General features: G+C 68.1%; 13 protein-coding genes. 2 read left to right on the forward strand and 11 right to left on the reverse strand.

Features of this window, described 5'->3' with window-relative positions; genetic code table 11:
- Window positions 1–13: 13 nt before the first annotated feature.
- The gene (locus FM069_RS03140) at window positions 14–1,729 is read right to left on the reverse strand and encodes a di-heme-cytochrome C peroxidase (protein WP_233281969.1); all 1,716 of its coding nucleotides are present in this window, start codon (window positions 1,727–1,729) and stop codon (window positions 14–16) included.
- Between the two features lie 421 nt (window positions 1,730–2,150).
- Between FM069_RS03140 and FM069_RS03145 the strand changes: the two genes are divergently transcribed.
- A complete protein-coding gene (locus tag FM069_RS03145) occupies window positions 2,151–3,314 on the forward strand; it encodes a type III PLP-dependent enzyme (RefSeq protein WP_143486826.1) in 1,164 nt (387 codons plus the stop codon).
- A gap of 275 nt (window positions 3,315–3,589) precedes the next feature.
- Window positions 3,590–6,103 carry a PepSY domain-containing protein gene (locus FM069_RS03150; RefSeq protein WP_233281970.1) on the forward strand — a complete coding sequence of 838 codons (2,514 nt, stop codon included), beginning with the start codon at window positions 3,590–3,592 and terminating at the stop codon, window positions 6,101–6,103.
- Between the two features lie 106 nt (window positions 6,104–6,209).
- Here FM069_RS03150 and FM069_RS03155 read toward each other — a convergent pair whose 3' ends face one another.
- From FM069_RS03155 to FM069_RS03200, 10 genes are all read right to left on the reverse strand, one after another.
- Window positions 6,210–7,010 carry a phytanoyl-CoA dioxygenase family protein gene (locus FM069_RS03155; RefSeq protein WP_143486828.1) on the reverse strand — a complete coding sequence of 267 codons (801 nt, stop codon included), beginning with the start codon at window positions 7,008–7,010 and terminating at the stop codon, window positions 6,210–6,212.
- The gene (locus tag FM069_RS03160) at window positions 7,004–7,936 is read right to left on the reverse strand and encodes a hypothetical protein (RefSeq protein WP_143486829.1); all 933 of its coding nucleotides are present in this window, start codon (window positions 7,934–7,936) and stop codon (window positions 7,004–7,006) included. The genes FM069_RS03155 and FM069_RS03160 overlap by 7 nt, the downstream gene beginning before the upstream one ends.
- A gap of 43 nt (window positions 7,937–7,979) precedes the next feature.
- Window positions 7,980–8,951: a DUF6895 family protein gene (locus tag FM069_RS03165; RefSeq protein WP_143486830.1), complete on the reverse strand. Its 972-nt coding sequence runs from the start codon at window positions 8,949–8,951 to the stop codon at window positions 7,980–7,982.
- A gap of 94 nt (window positions 8,952–9,045) precedes the next feature.
- A complete protein-coding gene (locus FM069_RS03170; RefSeq protein WP_143486831.1) occupies window positions 9,046–9,228 on the reverse strand; it encodes a hypothetical protein in 183 nt (60 codons plus the stop codon).
- Window positions 9,229–9,735: 507 nt separating this feature from the next.
- Window positions 9,736–10,707 (reverse strand): peptide ABC transporter ATP-binding protein, encoded by a 972-nt coding sequence (locus FM069_RS03175; RefSeq protein WP_143486832.1) that lies wholly within the window; start codon window positions 10,705–10,707, stop codon window positions 9,736–9,738.
- Window positions 10,704–11,678, reverse strand: a complete 975-nt coding sequence (locus tag FM069_RS03180; RefSeq protein WP_143486833.1) for an ABC transporter ATP-binding protein — start codon at window positions 11,676–11,678, stop codon at window positions 10,704–10,706. The genes FM069_RS03175 and FM069_RS03180 overlap by 4 nt, the downstream gene beginning before the upstream one ends.
- Window positions 11,679–11,787: 109 nt before the next feature.
- Window positions 11,788–12,699, reverse strand: a complete 912-nt coding sequence (locus tag FM069_RS03185) for an ABC transporter permease subunit (RefSeq protein ID WP_178106653.1) — start codon at window positions 12,697–12,699, stop codon at window positions 11,788–11,790.
- An 87-nt stretch (window positions 12,700–12,786) separates the two neighbouring features.
- Window positions 12,787–13,797: an ABC transporter permease subunit gene (locus FM069_RS03190; protein WP_143486834.1), complete on the reverse strand. Its 1,011-nt coding sequence runs from the start codon at window positions 13,795–13,797 to the stop codon at window positions 12,787–12,789.
- Window positions 13,798–13,878: 81 nt separating this feature from the next.
- Entirely contained in the window at window positions 13,879–15,471 is a 1,593-nt protein-coding gene (locus FM069_RS03195) for an ABC transporter substrate-binding protein (RefSeq protein WP_143486835.1), read from the reverse strand.
- Window positions 15,472–15,518: 47 nt separating this feature from the next.
- Complete coding sequence (locus FM069_RS03200; RefSeq protein ID WP_143486836.1) at window positions 15,519–16,958, reverse strand: OprD family outer membrane porin; 1,440 nt, start codon at window positions 16,956–16,958, stop codon at window positions 15,519–15,521.
- Window positions 16,959–16,988: the final 30 nt, after the last annotated feature.

The following is a 16,988-nucleotide window of genomic DNA, read 5'->3' on the forward strand; positions in this document are numbered from 1 at the left end:
GAGGGGGGTGCGGTCAGAGGACCTTGAGGTATTCCAGCAGGGCGGATTTCTCGGCGTTTTTCAGGGACGTGCCGAATTCGTGGCCACAGCGGCTGTTGCCGGAGTTGCGGGCACTGCAGTCGGTGGTTTGCTGGATAAAGTCGAAGCGCTCCTGCTGGGCGGCGAGGCCCACGGCCTGGATGTCGTAGGTCGGCCCGACGGCGAAGGACGCCGCCCGCTGTGAGGCCGGCTTGAGCAGGTCGGCGAGGCTCGCCACCGAGCCGTTGTGCAGGTAGGGCGCGGTGGCCCAGATGCCTTGCAGCACCCGCGACTCGTAGGGGAACTGGGTGTCCGTGGCGAGCACCTCGTAGCGGTAGGCATCCCGCAGGGGCGGGGTGCGGGCCGTGGTGATCTGGGCGAAGGCCTTCTGGCCCTGGGACGACGGCTTGAAAGCGTGCTGCACGATGGAGCCCAGCACCGCGGTGCCCAGCACGTTGAACGCCAGGTCACGCTGCTTCAACGGGCCCTTGATCAGGGGGATGCGTGCGCCGGCCAGCACGCCGGTGTCTACCTCCCGCTGCAGCACGCTGTATTCCAGGCTGTCGGTGCCCACGTCCACCATCTTCGTGGCCCAGGTCTGTTCGTCCTCGGCGAGGCCGCGGAACTCGCCTTTACGGATGCCATGGCACTCGACGCAGCCGCCCTGGTCGGTGCTGCGGTTGTAGATGGCCTTGCCCTGCTCGGCGAGCGCCATGTCCACCTTCCACGGCCATTTCGGCGGGCCGATGCGGCGGATCAGCGTCTCGAATTTCTCCAGGCCGTGGAAGTTCGCCGAGTTGTCACCCAGGTAGTTCACCTTCAGCAGGGACTTGTCCTTCTTCGGGTGGAAGATGGCGAACACGCCGTACACCTCGCCCAGGTTGCGCGCCAGGGAGAACAGCGCGTCGCCGTTCTTCGAGAAGCCCGGCCACTGGGTGTAGTCCTGCTTCGAGGCGTTCCATAGGAATGGGTAGCGCACCGGGGCGTTGGCCTCGGCGATGTTGTCGGGAATCAGGTGGGTGGGCGCCGGGCCGATGTCCAGACCGGCCAGGCGGTTGAAGATCATCGACACCGCGTCCAGGCGCGCCGGGCCCCAGGGCTCCTTGGGCAGGGCGCGGGTCATCAGGGTGTGGTAGGGCAGGTACCAGTCCTTCACCTGCTGGTGCAGCGTGGCCCGCTGCAGGTCGTTGGCGCCGCTGCCCAGCACCTCGACGGCGAAGGTGTCGAACGCGCCCGGCTGTTCCAGCACCCGGCCGACGGCGGCGTCCAGGTCGGAGAGGAAGGCCTGGAAGTCGGCGATGGCCGGGCCGCCATCGACCCGGTAGGCCTGGCCCTGCACGTCGATCTGCCGGGTGTGGCAGGCCGCGCAGTTCATGCCGATGGACTGGCCGGACGGGTCGTTGCTCAGGGCGAAGCCCACCGGCAGTCCTTCCACCGGGCTGCCGGGGTTGGGCAGGTAGCCGTAGCGGGACAGGCTGTTGGCCATGAATGGCGAGCCGTCCGGCTGCTTGAGGGCGATGATCCAGGCGGCCGGCATGATCCGCGCGCCCTGGTCGATGGAGTAGTACTCCTGGCGATTGTGGTCGCCCCAGTGGCTGCCCTGGTCAAGGTAGACCGGTTCGGCAGCGGCGTGAGCGGAGGCGGTCCAGGTGGCGGGGAGCAGCGCGCAGGCGAGCAGGCTCGCGCGCAGGGGCAGAGGAGGCGTGCGCATGTCGACGTCCTTGTGGTGGGGAGGGAGTTCCTTTGCCTGGATTTAAGCAGCCGCCGGGCCGATTGCAATAGTAAAAGTAAGGGTATTGCGCCCTTCGATCGGTCCATCCCGGCCGCCCGGGAACGTTGTCCCGGCAGGCCGGTCACTCACCCAGGCGGCCCGCAGCAGGCCGCGGCGCGACCCCGCCGGGCACGGCGGCAGTTTTTGATTGATCTGCGACTCCCTTGGTCCTAAAGTTCGCGGCCGAACGTCCATGCTGGAAACGATCCATCCGGCTCAAGTACTGACGACGAGAGGTTGCCGCCGGCAATCCTCGGCGACATGCCTTGGGAAGTAGGCGAACCAAAGTGGGGAAACGGATTAGACGTTCACATTCACCCCTGATTGTTCCCGTTTGTCTTGCCACATGGAGTCTTCCCGCATGTCGATCCAGGTCGAAGATTATTTCGCGCGCGATACCTTCCAACGCATGAAGGCGTTCGCCGACCAGCACGAAACCCCGTTCGTACTCATCGATACCCCGACCATCGCCCGCGCCTACGACGATCTGGTCACCTATTTCCCGTTCGCCAAGATCTACTACGCGGTCAAGGCCAACCCGGCGGTGGAAATCACCGAGTTGCTGCGGGACAAGGGCTCCAACTTCGACATCGCCTCCATCTACGAGCTGGACAAGGTGCTGGCCACCGGCGTCGGTCCGGAGCGCATCAGTTACGGCAACACCATCAAGAAAGCCAAGGACATCCGCTACTTCTACGAGAAGGGCGTGCGGATGTTCGCCACTGACTCCGAGGCCGACCTGCGCAACATCGCCAAGGCGGCCCCCGGCGCGCGGGTCTACGTGCGCATCCTCACCGAAGGCTCCACCACCGCCGACTGGCCGCTGTCGCGCAAGTTCGGCTGCCAGACCGACATGGCCATGGACCTGCTGATCCTGGCCCGGGAGCTGGGCCTGGAGCCCTACGGCGTGTCCTTCCACGTGGGCTCGCAACAGCGCGACATCTCCGTCTGGGACGCGGCCATCGCCAAGGTCAAGGTGATCTTCGAGCGGTTGAAGACCGAGGACGGCATCACCCTGAAGATGATCAACATGGGCGGCGGCTTCCCGGCCAACTACATCACCCGCACCAACAGCCTGGAAACCTACGCCGAGGAGATCATCCGTTTCCTCAAGGAAGACTTCGGCGACGACCTGCCGGAAATCATCCTGGAGCCGGGTCGCTCGCTGATCGCCAACGCCGGCATCCTGGTCAGCGAAGTGGTGCTGGTGGCGCGCAAGTCGCGGACCGCCGTGGAACGCTGGGTCTACACCGACGTGGGCAAGTTCTCCGGCCTGATCGAAACCATGGACGAATCCATCAAGTTTCCCATCTGGGTGGAGAAGAAGGGCGAGATGGAGGAAGTGGTGATCGCCGGGCCCACCTGCGACAGCGCCGACATCATGTACGAGCACTACAAGTACGGCCTGCCGCTGAACCTGTCCATCGGCGACCGCCTGTACTGGCTGTCCACCGGCGCCTACACCACCAGCTACAGCGCGGTGGAATTCAACGGCTTCCCGCCGCTGAAGGCCTACTACCTGTAACGCCCTCGCCGCGCCGGTTCCTTCCGGCGCGGCCTCTCCCCGGCGCTAGGCTCCTGCCTTTTTTCTCTCCGCCTCACGCTTCCCCCGGGTGTACGACGCGCTCGCCGGCCACCTTTCGGGCCGTGCCAGGTGCACCGCCGGGACACATTTCGACAAGGTGCCGCCGATCCCGGCGTCCCGCTCGCCGCGTCGAGGGGGTATCGTTCGCCGCCATGGGGCGCGAGTCGGGTCCGTCCGCGACTCGCTGCCGGGATGTCCATCGAACGGAAAGCGACGTGTTCAAGAAAGCGATCTTCCAGCTGCACTGGTTCCTCGGGATCGCCGCCGGCCTGGTGCTGGCGGTGATGGGGGTATCCGGCGCGGCCTACACCTTCCAGGACGAGATTCTCGACCTGCTCAACCCGCACCTGACGGTGGACGCCGGTGGCGCCCCGCCGCTGCCCCTGGGGGAGCTGCTGGCCCGGGCCGAGGCCCAGCAGGGCACGGCGGTCACCGGCATCTGGCAGAAGACCGATGCGGAGGCGCCCACCTGGCTGTTCTTCGCGCCACGCGCCGGCGAGTCGCGCGGTGCGTCCCGCTATGCCAACCGCTACACCGGCGAGCTCCTCGCCGAGCGCCGCGGCACCGCGTTCTTCGCCCTGATGCTGAAAGTGCACCGCTATCTGGCCCTGGACGCGGTGGGCAAGCAGATCACCGCGGCCAGCACCCTGGGGCTGGTCTACCTCTGTCTGTCCGGCCTCTATCTGCGCTGGCCGCGCCGCGGCGCCCACTGGCGGGCCTGGCTGGCCCTGAACCCGTCGCGCAAGGGCCGCGCCTTCCTCTGGGACCTGCACGCCGTGGCGGGCACCTGGTGCCTGGCCATCTACCTGCTGGTGGCCGTCACCGGCCTGTACTGGTCCTATGACTGGTACCGCGAGGGCCTCACCCGCCTGCTGGACGATGCCCCGGTGGAGGGATCCAGCGTGCCGGAGCCGACCGGCACCGGGCCGGCGCGGGTCGACATGGAGGCCGTACGGCGCGGTCTGGAGGCGGCGGCCGGGCCAGGCCTCGGGCTGTACAGCCTGCGCCTGCCGGAGCGCGCCGGGGAGCCGCTGACGGTGTTCGTCCTGGACCGCGACGCGGACCACCCGCGGGCCTTCGACGAGCTGACCCTCGACCCCGTCAGCGGTGCGCTGCTGCACCACGACCGCTACGCCGACAAGTCCTTCGGCGCCCGGCTGCTGGCCAGCGTCTACGCCCTCCACGTGGGCGAGTACTTCGGCCTGCCGGGGCGCGTGCTGATCATGCTGGCCAGCCTGGGGATGCCGCTGTTCTTCGTCACCGGCTGGCTGCTCTACCTGGACCGCCGGCGCAAGCGCTGGGCCGCCGACGCCGCCCGGGGCGAACCGGCGCCCGCCGTGGCCGGCGAGGACGCCTGGCTGGTCGGCTTCGCCAGCCAGAGCGGTTTCGCCGAGCAACTGGCCTGGCAGGCCGCCCGCCAGTTGCGCGCGGCCGGGCTGGCGGCGGAGGTGCTGCCCGTGGCGCGCATCGACGCCCCGCGCCTGCAGACGGCCTCCCACGCGCTGTTCGTCGCCAGCACCTTCGGCGACGGCGACGCGCCGGACAGCGCCCGGGGCTTCGAGCGCGGCGTGCTGGCGCAGCGCCTGGACCTGGCTCACCTGCATTACGCGGTGCTGGCCCTGGGGGACCGCCAGTACGCCCGCTACTGCGCCTTCGCCCAGCGCCTCGACGGCTGGCTCGGCAGCAGCGGCGCCCGCAGCCTGTTCGACCCGGTGGAGGTGGACAACGGCGATGCCCTGGCCCTGGACCGCTGGCAGCGGCAACTGGCCGACCTCACCGGCGCCCAGCCGCTGCAGCACGCCGAGGAACCGTACCTGGCCTGGCGCCTGGCGGCGCGGGAATGCCTGAACCCTGGCAGCCAGGGTCGCCCCACTTACCGCGTTGCGCTGCGGGCGGAGACACCGGTGGCCTGGAGCGCCGGCGACATCCTCGAAGTGCTGCCGCGCCATGGCGAGGCGCGGGTGCGGGACTGGCTGCAGCGCCACGGCATCGACGGGTCCACCTGGATCAACGTCGGCGAGCTGGCCCAGCCGCTCCACGAAGCCCTGGCCACCCGGCAACTGCCGGACCGTCAGGTCCACCTGGTGGGCCTGCACCCCCAGGGCCTGTACGACGCCCTGGTGCCCCTGGGCAGCCGGGAATATTCCATCGCCTCGCTGCCGGCGGATGGCGTGCTGGAACTGATCGTGCGCCAGGAGCAGGGGCCGGATGGCTGGCCGGGCCTGGGCTCCGGCTGGCTGACCCTTCATGCACCCCTGGAGGGCCGGGTGCTGGCCCGGGTCCGCCGCAACAGCGGCTTCCACCCGCCGGAGGACGACCGTCCGCTGGTGCTGATCGGCAATGGCACGGGTCTCGCCGGGCTGCGCAGCCTGCTCAAGGCGCGCATCGCCGAAGGCCACACCCGCAACTGGCTGATCTTCGGCGAGCGCAACGCCGCCCACGATTTCTACTGCCGCGAGGAGTTGCGCGGCTGGCAGCGGGACGGCGGGCTGGCGCGCCTGGACCTGGCCTTTTCCCGGGACCAGGCCGAGCGGGTCTACGTCCAGCACCGCCTGCGCGACGCCGCCGACGACCTGCGCCACTGGCTGGCGGATGGCGCCGCGCTGTACGTCTGCGGCAGCCTGGCCGGCATGGCGGAGGAGGTGGACCGTACCCTGGTGGAGCTGCTGGGCGCCGCGGCGGTGGACCGCCTGAGCGAGACCGGGCGTTACCGCCGGGACGTGTATTAGGCCTCCGCTTGGGTGAGCGTGCCGGCCCTCCCGACAGGCGACGATGCGAGGCGTAGCCGCGTGGGGTGCCGCCTCTTCGATGCTTTCCGCCGGCTGTGACGGCCGGTCAGCCCGGCCCGTCCTCTCCGGCCATTTCGCCATACACCACACGGCTGGTGTTCGCGATGGCGTTGGGTCGCGGGGCGAATTGCCAGTGCTCCCACATGTCCCGCTCGAAGTCGTAGGTGGCGGCTTCGTCCAGCGGCATGCCCCAGCGCCCCACCGTGGCGATGCGGGTTTCCGGCCGCGAATTGACCGAGCCGGAATGCATCAGCAGCGAGTGCCAGATCAGCAGGTCGCCGGCCTTGCCCAGAAAGGCCGTGGGCTCGCTGGGCAGTTCTTGCAGGAGCAGGGCGAAGGTCTGGTCCTGGCTGCGCTCGCCCCGTGCCATGTAGTCCCGGGGATTGCGGCGGAAGAAGTCCCAGGCGTTGCGATGGCTGCCCGGCCAGTAGAGGAACTCGCCGCCGCCCTGGTGCACGTCGGTGTAGTAGATGACGTTGTTCGCCAGGGTGCGCAGCGGGCTCGCCACGGGGAAGTCGAGGTGGGCGGGCATGCCCAGGCCGCAGGGGCTGCGCTCCCCCGGGCGGATCATCAGGTCGTCCTCGCCGTGCCACTCGAGGCTCCCGTGGAGCGACCGGTAGAGCGCGGTGAGCCGGGGGTGGACCCCGGGCGACAGCGGGACCTGGAGGTGGAACTGGCTGCTGCTGTACCGGCCCAGGGCGAGCTGCCAATCGTCGCCGGAGTCGGGGTGGCCGAAATAGGCCCGCACCTCTTCGCGACCGCGAAGGATTTCCTCGTGGTCGAAGAACTCACGGAGGATCAGTACCCCGTCGGTCTTGAAGCGTTCGATCTGTCCCGGGGTCAGCATCCTGGCCGGCCTCCTTCCCGCAGCAGGCCTGTGCTTCCGAACGCGCGGCCCAACAGGTGGAACGCGGGGCGCTCCAGCTCGGCCATGGTCCACAACGCCTGGAGGGTCACCGGCAATCTCAAGGGAAGGTCGGCATCCTGGCTCGGCGTCTGCGCGGCCATGCGCGCGATGACCGCGTCGTAGTCGCCGAACCCGCCATCCTCGCCTTGGCTCAGGCGGAGGAACTCGAACCCGGCGGCCAGGCCCGCGGAGTGGCCCTTGTCCAGGTAGCGGACCGCGCGCAGCAGGCGCATGCCGAAGGGCAGCTCATACCCGCGCAGGGTGGCCACCGCCGCCCCCTCGAGCAACCGGGCGAAATGCAGCGAGTCGGTCGGCCAGGCCCTGGCGCCGAAGGCGGACCATTGCTCGATGAAGCACAGTACCCCCTTGAGCGCATCCAGGCGGTCGAAGCGCAGCGGCAGGGCCTGCTCCAGCGCCACCGGCTGGCTGGAATCGAATGCGCCGGCGGTTCCATCCAGCGCCTGGTTCAGCAGGGCGTCCTGCCGGCCCTGGCGCTCGGCGTTCACGTCCCGCAGCAGGACCAGGTAGTTCGCGGCGTCGTCGCCGATGGCATCCTCGCCACGGATGACGCCGGAGAGGGCCAGCAGGGTGGCGAACAGGTCGGAGGCGGCCCAGTTCAGCGCGGTGCGCCCCTTCAGGATGTGCGGTACGAGCGCCTGCGCGGCGTCCGTCAGGTCATCGTTGATCAGCGAGCAGACCCGGGTGATGGCCAGACCGTCGATGGCGAGACGATCGCTATCGAAGCGCCCGGCGCCTGCCGCCGTGTCCAGCCAGTCGAGCGCATGCGCGGCGGCCGTGCGCGTAGCCTGGAAGGTGCCGAACACCAGCGCTTCGGTCACGGGTCTCTCGCCAGCATGAACATCCATAGGTCCTTCCTTGAGCGCGTGCGTGCTGCAGGTGATCGGTGCGTCAGCCATGGCCAACGGCGGCCTGGCTCGAGGTGTCGATGTCGCAGGCCACGAGCAGCAGCATCACCAGGGTGGGGTGGTAGACGGCGAAGAACTCGTCCTCCCGCGAGGGGCGCTTGCCCTCGGCCTGGGCCTCGTTCAGCCACATGCGGTCGGGGATGAAGCCGCCGGGCTGTTGGATCTTCTGCAGTTCGTCGGTCACCGCCCAGTGCAGGTCCCGGTCGTGGGAGCGCAGGCAGATGAGGTTCATCAACAGTTCGGCGGAGAGGTCGAAGTCCCGCTCGAACAGGCAGACCCGCAGCGCCAGGGACACGTAGTCGCGGGTGGCATCGAGCTGTTCGCCGGCCAGGCGCGTGAGGTCGCTGCGGCCGAAATCGGAGAAATGGAAGATCAGGTGGGTGATGCCGTAGAGGTCCATGGTGCTGGCGTAGGACAGGGAGGGCGGATGGCGGAGGCTGCTCTGGGCATAGAGCGCGGCGTCGTCGGGCATCCGGTAGCGCAGGCGGGCGACGTCGAAGTAGTACTTGAGGTCCAGTTTGTGCCAGGGGCTGCGTTCGATGCGGTCCAGCATGCCGCGGTCCAGCACGTTCTGCAGCACGCGTTTCGCCTCGACCGGTTCGTCGCCGAGGTCCTCCAGTACGGCCAGGGCGACGGCCAGCAGGGGAAACAACTGCACCCGGCGGCGGGCGTCGAAGAAGATATTGCGTTGCTTCACCTTTTCCAGCCAGAAGCTGCGCAGGCGAACGGCGTCGTCCATGGACCGCAGCTGCGGGACACGCTGCACGATGCGCAGCGCCACGCCCAGCTCGCCGAAGGCCTTGCGCACGCGCCCGCCTTCGATCTGCTCGGGCAATTGATCGAACAGCAGGTCTTCCTGGGGCGGATCGAAGAACGAGAGGTTGTCCGTCAGCCACGCGAGGAGCCGCTGCGCGATCTGATTCCGGTCACCGGCACTGCGAAATACGCTTTGCATGGGAGGGCCCGAGAGGATGTCCAGGGTTATCCGCAAAGAGCGATTGCGCGCTCGATACCGCCACTCCTTGCGGACGCTTACGCGTTGGAACTGATCAGTGGGAAACGAAGCCGTGCCCGTAGACGATGGCACTGGCCACGATGGGTTGGCTCGGATCGCCATCGCGGTGGACTTTCTTGATCAGGAAGTCGGCGAACTGATTCAGGTCGGTCACACCCTCTTTCTTGAGCTGATCGAGGATTTCTTCCTTGGTGATGGTTTTCTTGGCCTGGGTCATGGGTATTACTCCTTGAGTGGGTATCTGTCGGAACACGACCGTTTCATCGCTTCCCGGTAGGCCCTGCGCGCCGAAGCGTGAAAGGACGAACCTGGAAGGGACTCGCGCGTCATGTTCGGAGATGGACTTCGCGCGACAGACAAGTCCATCTCCGAACATCACTCCTCCCGGGGGCCGTCCTGGCCGTACCCGGGCGTATCCAGTGCGGACGTCAGCGGTCCGCTGCGACAGGCCGGATGCTGCCCTTCAAGTAGGGCGCGCCACCTTGCAGCGGCCTGCACGAAAACAGACTAGATAGGCCCTCGACCGGTCGTGCCTGTCATTTCTGATAGTTTTTCGTGGGCATCCGGGGACGCCCCGAAGCGGAAACTTCGGGGGAACCCTGATTTGCGAGGAACGAAGGGTGGGCGGCCAGCGCGGCCCCGTGCGGGACGTCGCGGGCGCCACCGCTACGCCGCCAGGGCGTCGCGAGAGGCGTGGGGGCGGCTGAAACCGCCCCCGGAAGGGTCAGGCGTTGATCTGCTCCGCGTGGTGGCAGGCCACGTGGCGGCCGTCCAGGGGACGCAGGGGCGGGATCTCCACCGAGCAGCGCTCGGTGGCGTAGGGGCAGCGCTTGTGGAAGGCGCAGCCGGAGGGCGGGTTGAGGGGGTTGGGCAGCTCGCCGGCGATCTTGATCTTCGGCTTCGCCGGGTCCGGGTGGATGGTGGGCGTGGCCGACAGCAGCGCCTTGGTATACGGGTGCAGCGGGCGCGCGTAGATCAACTCGTTGGGCCCCATCTCCGCGGGGCGGCCCAGGTACATCACCAGCACGTCGTCGGCCACGTGCTGGACCACCGCCAGGTTGTGGGAGATGAACACGTAGGCGGTGTTGAAGGCCTCCTGCAGGTCCATGAACAGGTTCAGCACCTGGGCCTGGATCGACACGTCCAGGGCCGAGGTAGGCTCGTCCGCCACCAGCACCTTGGGGTTGAGCATCATGGCCCGGGCCAGGGCGATGCGCTGGCGCTGGCCGCCGGAGAACATGTGCGGGTAGCGCTGGTAGTGCTCCGGGCGCAGGCCCACCTTCTGCATCATGGTCTGGACTTTCTCGCGGCGCTCGCCGCGGGATTCCGAGGTGTTGATGGTCAGCGGCTCGGCCAGTTGGTCGCCGATCTTCTGCCGCGGGTTGAGGGAGGCGTAGGGGTTCTGGAAGACCATCTGCACGTCGCGGCGCAGCTGCTTGCGTTCCTGGCGGTCGGCCCCGGCGACTTCCTGCCCGGCGATCTGCAGCGAGCCGGCGGTGGGCTCCTCGATCAGGGTCAGAGCGCGGGCCAGGGTCGACTTGCCGCAGCCGGATTCGCCCACCACCGCCAGGGTCTTGCCCGCCTCCAGCTCGAAGGACACGCCGTTGAGCGCCTGGACCGTGGCATAGCCCTTGAACAGGCCGCGATAGACCAGGTAGTGACGGGTCAGGTCGCGGGCATTGAGTACGGCGGTCATCGGGTCACCTCGGTCAGGTTCAGCGGGTAGAAGCAGCGCACGGCGCCGAAGGGGTGCGGGTCGAGGGTCGGCCGCTGGGCGCGGCAGTGATCGGTGACATAGGGGCAGCGGGGCGACAGCAGACAGCCCTGGGGCCGGTCGTAGCGACCGGGAACGATGCCCGGCAGGGTCGACAGGCGGCGGGCGCCCTGGCTGTGTTCGGGGATCGCCTTGAGCAGGGCCTCGGTGTAGGGGTGGGTGGGGGCGTTGAACAGCCGCGGCACCTGGCCCAGCTCCACCGCCTCGCCGGCGTACATCACGCAGACCCGGTTGGCGGTTTCCGCCACCACCGCCAGGTCGTGGGTGATCAGCACCAGCCCCATGCCCTGATCGCGCTGCAGGTCCAGCAGCAGGTCCATGATCTGCGCCTGGATGGTTACGTCCAGGGCGGTGGTGGGTTCGTCGGCGATCAGCAGCTTGGGCTCGGCGGCGATGGCCATGGCGATGGCCACCCGCTGGCTCATGCCTCCGGAGAGCTGGTGCGGGTAGGCGTCCAGGCGGCTGGCGGCACCGGGGATCTCCACCCGCTCCAGCAACTGCTGGGCCCGTTGCCGGGCGGCGCGGCCGCGCAGGCCGAGGTGCTGGCGCAGCACTTCCTCGATCTGGTAGCCGATGGTGAAGCTGGGGTTCAGGGCGGTCATCGGGTCCTGGAAGATCATCGCCAGATCCTTGCCGACGATGTGCCGGCGCTGGCGGCCCTTGAGGGTGAGCATGTCGGTGCCGTCGAATTCCAGGCGGTCGGCGGTGACGATGCCGGGGGCTTCCACCAGGCCCATCAGGGCCATCATGGTCACCGACTTGCCGGAGCCGGATTCGCCGACGATGGCCAGCACTTCTCCGGCATTCACCGTCAGGTCGAGGCCGTCCACCACCGGCACGGCGTCGCGGCCGCCGAAGCGGACGCTGAGGTTCTTGATGCTGAGGAGGCTCATGGCGGGCTCCTGTCGGGCGTCGGTGCCGTCGTGGACGGCGGGGACGGGGGCGGGCGGCGCCCGGTGGGAGTGGGCGAGTACGGCAACGGGACTGTTCATCGTCATCTCCTCAGGCGGCGTTCTTCAGTTTCGGGTCAAGGGCGTCGCGCAGCCCGTCGCCCATCAGGTTGATGGCCACCACGCTGAGCAGGATGGTCAGGCCGGGCAGCGAGACCACCCACCAGGCGCGTTCGATGTAGTCCCGAGCGGAGGCCAGCATGGTGCCCCACTCGGGGGTCGGCGGTTGCACGCCGAGGCCGAGGAAGCCCAGGGCCGCAGCGTCGAGGATCGCCGAGGAGAAGCTCAGGGTGGCCTGGACGATCAGCGGCGCCATGCAGTTGGGCAGCACGGTGATGAACATCAGCCGCGGCAGGCCGGCGCCGGCCAGGCGCGCGGCGGTGACGTAGTCGCGGTTCAGTTCGCCGATCACCGCGGCGCGGGTCAGGCGCACGTAGGACGGCAGGGACACCACGGCGATGGCGATCACCGTGTTGATCAGGCCTGGGCCGAGGATGGCGACGATGGCCACCGCCAGCAGCAGCGAGGGCAGCGCCAGCATGATGTCCATCAGGCGCATGATCGCCGGGCCGATCAGCCGCGGGAAGAAGCCGGCCACCAGGCCCAGGACGATCCCCGGGATCAGCGACATGACCACCGAGGACAGGCCGATGATCAGCGACAGCCGCGAACCGTGGATCAGCCGTGAGAGCAGGTCGCGGCCCAGTTCGTCGGTGCCCAGCAGGAAGCGCCCCTGGCCACCTTCGAGCCAGGCCGGCGGGGTGAGCAGGAAGTCGCGGAACTGCTCGCTGGGGCTATAGGGCGCCACCCAGGGGGCGAACAGCGCGCAGAAGACGATCACCAGCATGAACAGCAGGCCGGCGAGGGCGCCCTTGTTGTGGGAAAAGGCGCGCCAGAATTCCTTCAGCGGCGACGGGTAGAGCAGGCTCTGGTCGACGGGCAGGGGGGTGGTCAGGCTGGTCATGGGCGGACCTCGGCGAAAACGGTGGAAGCGCGGGTCGCGGCGGGGCGCCGGGACGACGGGAAACGGATGCGGGGCATGGCGGCGTCCTCAGCTCTGGTGGCGGATGCGCGGGTTGGCCAGTCCGTAGAAGACGTCCACCGCGAAGTTGACCAGGATCACCAGGCAGGCGATCAGCAGAATGCCGTTCTGCACCACCGGGTAGTCCCGGGCGCCGATCGACTCGATCAGCCACTTGCCGATGCCCGGCCAGGAGAAGATGGTCTCGGTCAGCACGGCACCGGCCAGCAGCGTGCCCACCTGCAGGCCGAACACCGTCAGCACCGGGATCAGCGCGTTGCGCAGACCGTGGATGAACACCACCCGGGACGGCGACAGGCCCTTGGCCTTGGCGGTGCGCACGTAGTCCTCGCGCAGCACCTCGAGCATCGCCGAGCGGGTCATCCGGGCGATCACAGCGAGGGGGATGGTGCCCAGCACGATGGCGGGCAGGATCAGGTGGCGCAGGGCGTCGAGGAAGGCGCCTTCCTCGTCCCCCAGCAGGGTGTCGATGAGCATGAAGCCGGTTACCGGCTCGACGTCGTAGAGCAGGTCGATGCGCCCGGAGACGGGCGTCCAGCCCAGGCTCACCGAGAAGAACATGATGAGGATCAGGCCCCACCAGAAGATCGGCATGGAGTAGCCGGCCAGGGACAGGCCCATCACCCCATGGTCGAACAGCGAGCCGCGCTTGAGGGCGGCGATCACCCCGGCCAGCAGGCCCAGGGTCCCGGCGAACAGCAGGGCGGCGATGGCCAGCTCCAGGGTCGCCGGGAACAGGGTGAGGAATTCGTGCCAGACGCTCTCGCGGGTGCGCAGCGACTCGCCCAGATCGCCCTTGGCGAGTTTGCCGATGTAGTCGAGGTACTGCTGCGGCAGCGGCTTGTCGAGGCCCAGGCGGTGCATCGCGGCCGCATGCATCTGCGGGTCGACGCGACGTTCGCCCATCATCACTTCCACCGGGTCGCCGGGGATCAGCCGGATCAGGGCGAAGGTCAGCAGGGTGACGCCGAAGAAGGTCGGGATCAGCAGACCAAAGCGTCGAACGATAAAGGACAACATTGTTCGGGGGTACTCCGCATCATCAGGTGGCATGGCCTCCCGCGTGCCCGCGCAGGGGCGCGGGCACGGGGCGTACTCTTCTTATTTCCGTTTCGTCTTGGCGAAGTTGTTGGAGCCCAGGGGGCTCTGCACGAAGCCGTCGACGTCCTTGCTCAGCGCGGTGAACTGCCGCGGGTGCGCCTGGGGAATCCACGGCGCCTGCTCGTGGAAGATCGCCAGGGACTTGCGGTAGAGCGCCGCGCGCTGTTCCGGGTCGTTGTTCTCCCGGGCCTGGGTGATCAGCGAATCGAAGGCCTTGTCGCACCAGCGCGAGTAGTTCTCGCCGCTGGTGACCGCGGCGCAGGAGAGATTCGGCGACAGGAAGTTGTCCGGGTCGCCGTTGTCGCCTGCCCAGCCCATGAACACCAGGTCGTGCTCACCGGCCTTCGCCCGCTTGATCATCTCGCCCCATTCGATCACCCGGATCTCCGCTTCGATCCCCACGGCCTTCAGGTCGGCCTGGAGCATCTGCGCGCCCAAGGCCGGGTTGGGGTTGGTGGGGCCGCCGCCGGGACGGGTGAAGATGGTCAGCTTGAAGCCGTCCTTGTGGCCCGCTTCTTCCAGCAGCTTCTTCGCCCGCTCCGGGTCGTGGGGCCAGGGCGTGATGCTGTCATCGTAGCCCAGCATGGTGGACGGGTAGGGGTTGACCGCCTGGGTGGCGGCGTCCGGGCCGAACACCGCGTCGATGTAGGCCTTGCCGTCCACCGCCAGGTTGATCGCCTGGCGCACCCGCACGTCGTCCAGGGGCGGGTGGGCGGCGTTGATGCCGACGTAGGAGGTGAGCAGCGAGTCCATCTCCAGCACCGCCAGCTTGTCGTCCTTGCGCAGCCCCGGCACGTCGAACGGCCGCGGGTAGAGGGCGATCTGGCAGGCGCCGGCGCGCAGTTGCTGCAGGCGCACGTTGGAGTCGGGGGTGATGGAGAACAGCAGCTTCTCGCTGGGAGGCACGCCGTCCCAGTAGTCCGGGTTGGCCTTGAAGCGGATCTGCGCGTCCTTGGCGTAGCGCTGGAAGACGAACGGCCCGGTGCCCACCGGCTGGCTGTTGAGCTTGTCGAGGGTATCGGCCTTGAGCAGCGCGTCGGCGTATTCCGCCGAGTAGATCGAGGTGAAGCCCATGGCCAGGTCGGCGAGGAACGGCGCCTGGGGCTTGGTCAGGGTGAAGCGCACGGTGTACGGGTCGAGCTTCTCGATGTTGCCGATCAGGCTGCCGAACTCCATCGACTCGAAGAACGGGAAGCCGCGCGCCGCCTGGTCGTGCCAGGGGTGCTTGGCATCGCGCTGGCGCTCGAAGCTCCAGAGCACGTCGTCGGCATTGAATTCCCGGGTCGGCTTGAAGTACTCGGTGGTGTGGAACTTGACCCCCTTGCGCAGGAAGAAGGTGTAGGTGAGCCCGTCCGGGCTGATTTCCCAGCGCTCGGCCAGGCCCGGCTCCACCTGGGTGGTGCCGCGGGTGAAGCGCACCAGACGGTCGTAGAGGGTCTCGGCCGAGGCGTCGGCGGTGACGGCGGTGGTGTACTGGGCGATATCGAAGCCATCCGGCGACGCTTCGGTGCACACCACCAGGGGCTTGGCCTGGGCGACGCAGGCGCCGGCGGCGAGCAGGGCGATGCTCAGGGCATTGCGGAAAAACGGCATGGAAGGTGACCTCCTTGGTCGGCCGCGGCGTGCGGCGGGTTCGGCGCTCACAGCAGTTCGAAGGGCAGGGTGGTGGTCACGCGGATCTCGTCGAAGCTGCCGTCCACCTGGTTCTGCGTGGCACGGTGGGAGAAGTAGCCCACCTTGAACTGGCTGTTCTTCAGGGTGCCTTCGGGCACCTTGTAGACCGTCACCAGGGCGTACTCGTGGTGCTTCTCGCCGTCCTGCTGCAGGACTTCCGCATAGTTGGCGTACTTGCCGTTGCGGCCGCCGTCGTAGTGGGTGCCGTCGATGTCCCAGCCGCGGGCGTACCACAGGGAGGTGCTCAGGCCCGGCACGCCGAACTGGCCCCAGTCGGTCTCGTAGCGCACCTGCCAGGACTTCTCGTTCGGCCCGTTGTAGTCGGAGAACAGGGAGTTGGCCAGGTAGATCGCCGCGGTCTCGTGGACGTAGTCGAAGTACTCGTCGCCGTCGATCTGCTGCCAGCCCAGGGTCAGGCTGTGGGCGCCGTGGGTCGCGGTCACCGCCAGGCTCCAGGCGTCGTTGTCGATGTAACCGGACTTGCGGCTGCCTTCGTCGTCGGTGTGATACCAGTTGAAGCTGGTCTTGAAGGCCAGGTCCTTGGCGTCGCCGGCTTCGTGGGTGAGGCTGCCGTAGTACTGGTTCCAGACGTCCTCGAAGCGCGAGTAGTAGGCGCTGGCCTGCAGGCTGTCGAAGAACCGGTAGTTGGCGCCGACGTAGCTCAGGCGGTCGGCGTCCACCTCGCGGGTGCCGTACTCAGTGGTGAAGTGCTCGTCGCCGGCGCCGGTCCGCGGGCTGACCCGGGTGAAGGTGCCCGCCTGCACCTGGAGGTCCTTGAGTTCCTCGCTGGTCAGGCCGAACCCGGTGAAGCTGGAGGGCATGGCGCGGTTGTCGAAGTAGCTGAACACCGGGGTGTCCACCAGGAAGCGACCCGCCTTCAGCTCGGTGTTGGAGACGCGGAAGCGTACGTCGGCGACCCCCAGCTTGGACCACATCGGGATGGCGTCGCCGTCGCTGTCGGCCAGGGTGCGGTTGCCGCCACCGGCGATGCGCCCGTGGCCCCGCTCCAGGGCGATCTCGGCGAAGCCGGCCACGTCGATGCCAAAGCCCACCGGGCCCTGGGTATAGCCCGAGCTGTACTTCAGCACGTTACCCTCGACCCAGGTGTAGCGGCGGCGGGTCGGCTCGATCACGCCGCCATCCTTCCTGATCTTGAAGCCATTGCCGCGATAACCGGTTTCCCGCGCGAACAGGTTGCGAGTGGTGAAGGTGAGGTGGTCGTCCTCGAAGAAGCCCTTGGCGCCTTCCTGGCCGGTGATCGGCTTCTCGACGCTGGGGATGGTCTGCAGCTGGTTGGTGTAGTTGGGGTCTTCGGGTTGTGGAGACTGGCCGGTGTCGTCGGCGTGGGCGAGGCCCAGGGCGACGTTGGCGAACGCAATGGCAAGGGTCAGGCTGGTTTTTCTCATTTTTTTGCTCCTTCCTTGGTATGTCCGGCT

Source organism: Pseudomonas mangiferae, from assembly GCF_007109405.1.
GTDB lineage: Bacteria > Pseudomonadota > Gammaproteobacteria > Pseudomonadales > Pseudomonadaceae > Pseudomonas_T > Pseudomonas_T mangiferae.

What these genes read in the sequence shown, in the direction of transcription:
- FM069_RS03200 (WP_143486836.1), bottom strand. Translation starts at nt 16,958, where the DNA reads ATGAGAAAAACCAGCCTGACCCTTGCCATTGCGTTCGCCAACGTCGCC.
- FM069_RS03165 (WP_143486830.1), bottom strand. Translation starts at nt 8,951, where the DNA reads ATGCAAAGCGTATTTCGCAGTGCCGGTGACCGGAATCAGATCGCGCAG.
- FM069_RS03180 (WP_143486833.1), bottom strand. Translation starts at nt 11,678, where the DNA reads ATGAGCCTCCTCAGCATCAAGAACCTCAGCGTCCGCTTCGGCGGCCGC.
- FM069_RS03140 (WP_233281969.1), bottom strand. Translation starts at nt 1,729, where the DNA reads ATGCGCACGCCTCCTCTGCCCCTGCGCGCGAGCCTGCTCGCCTGCGCG.
- FM069_RS03185 (WP_178106653.1), bottom strand. Translation starts at nt 12,699, where the DNA reads ATGACCAGCCTGACCACCCCCCTGCCCGTCGACCAGAGCCTGCTCTAC.
- FM069_RS03195 (WP_143486835.1), bottom strand. Translation starts at nt 15,471, where the DNA reads ATGCCGTTTTTCCGCAATGCCCTGAGCATCGCCCTGCTCGCCGCCGGC.
- FM069_RS03170 (WP_143486831.1), bottom strand. Translation starts at nt 9,228, where the DNA reads ATGACCCAGGCCAAGAAAACCATCACCAAGGAAGAAATCCTCGATCAG.
- FM069_RS03155 (WP_143486828.1), bottom strand. Translation starts at nt 7,010, where the DNA reads ATGCTGACCCCGGGACAGATCGAACGCTTCAAGACCGACGGGGTACTG.
- FM069_RS03145 (WP_143486826.1), top strand. Translation starts at nt 2,151, where the DNA reads ATGTCGATCCAGGTCGAAGATTATTTCGCGCGCGATACCTTCCAACGC.
- FM069_RS03190 (WP_143486834.1), bottom strand. Translation starts at nt 13,797, where the DNA reads ATGTTGTCCTTTATCGTTCGACGCTTTGGTCTGCTGATCCCGACCTTC.
- FM069_RS03160 (WP_143486829.1), bottom strand. Translation starts at nt 7,936, where the DNA reads ATGGATGTTCATGCTGGCGAGAGACCCGTGACCGAAGCGCTGGTGTTC.
- FM069_RS03175 (WP_143486832.1), bottom strand. Translation starts at nt 10,707, where the DNA reads ATGACCGCCGTACTCAATGCCCGCGACCTGACCCGTCACTACCTGGTC.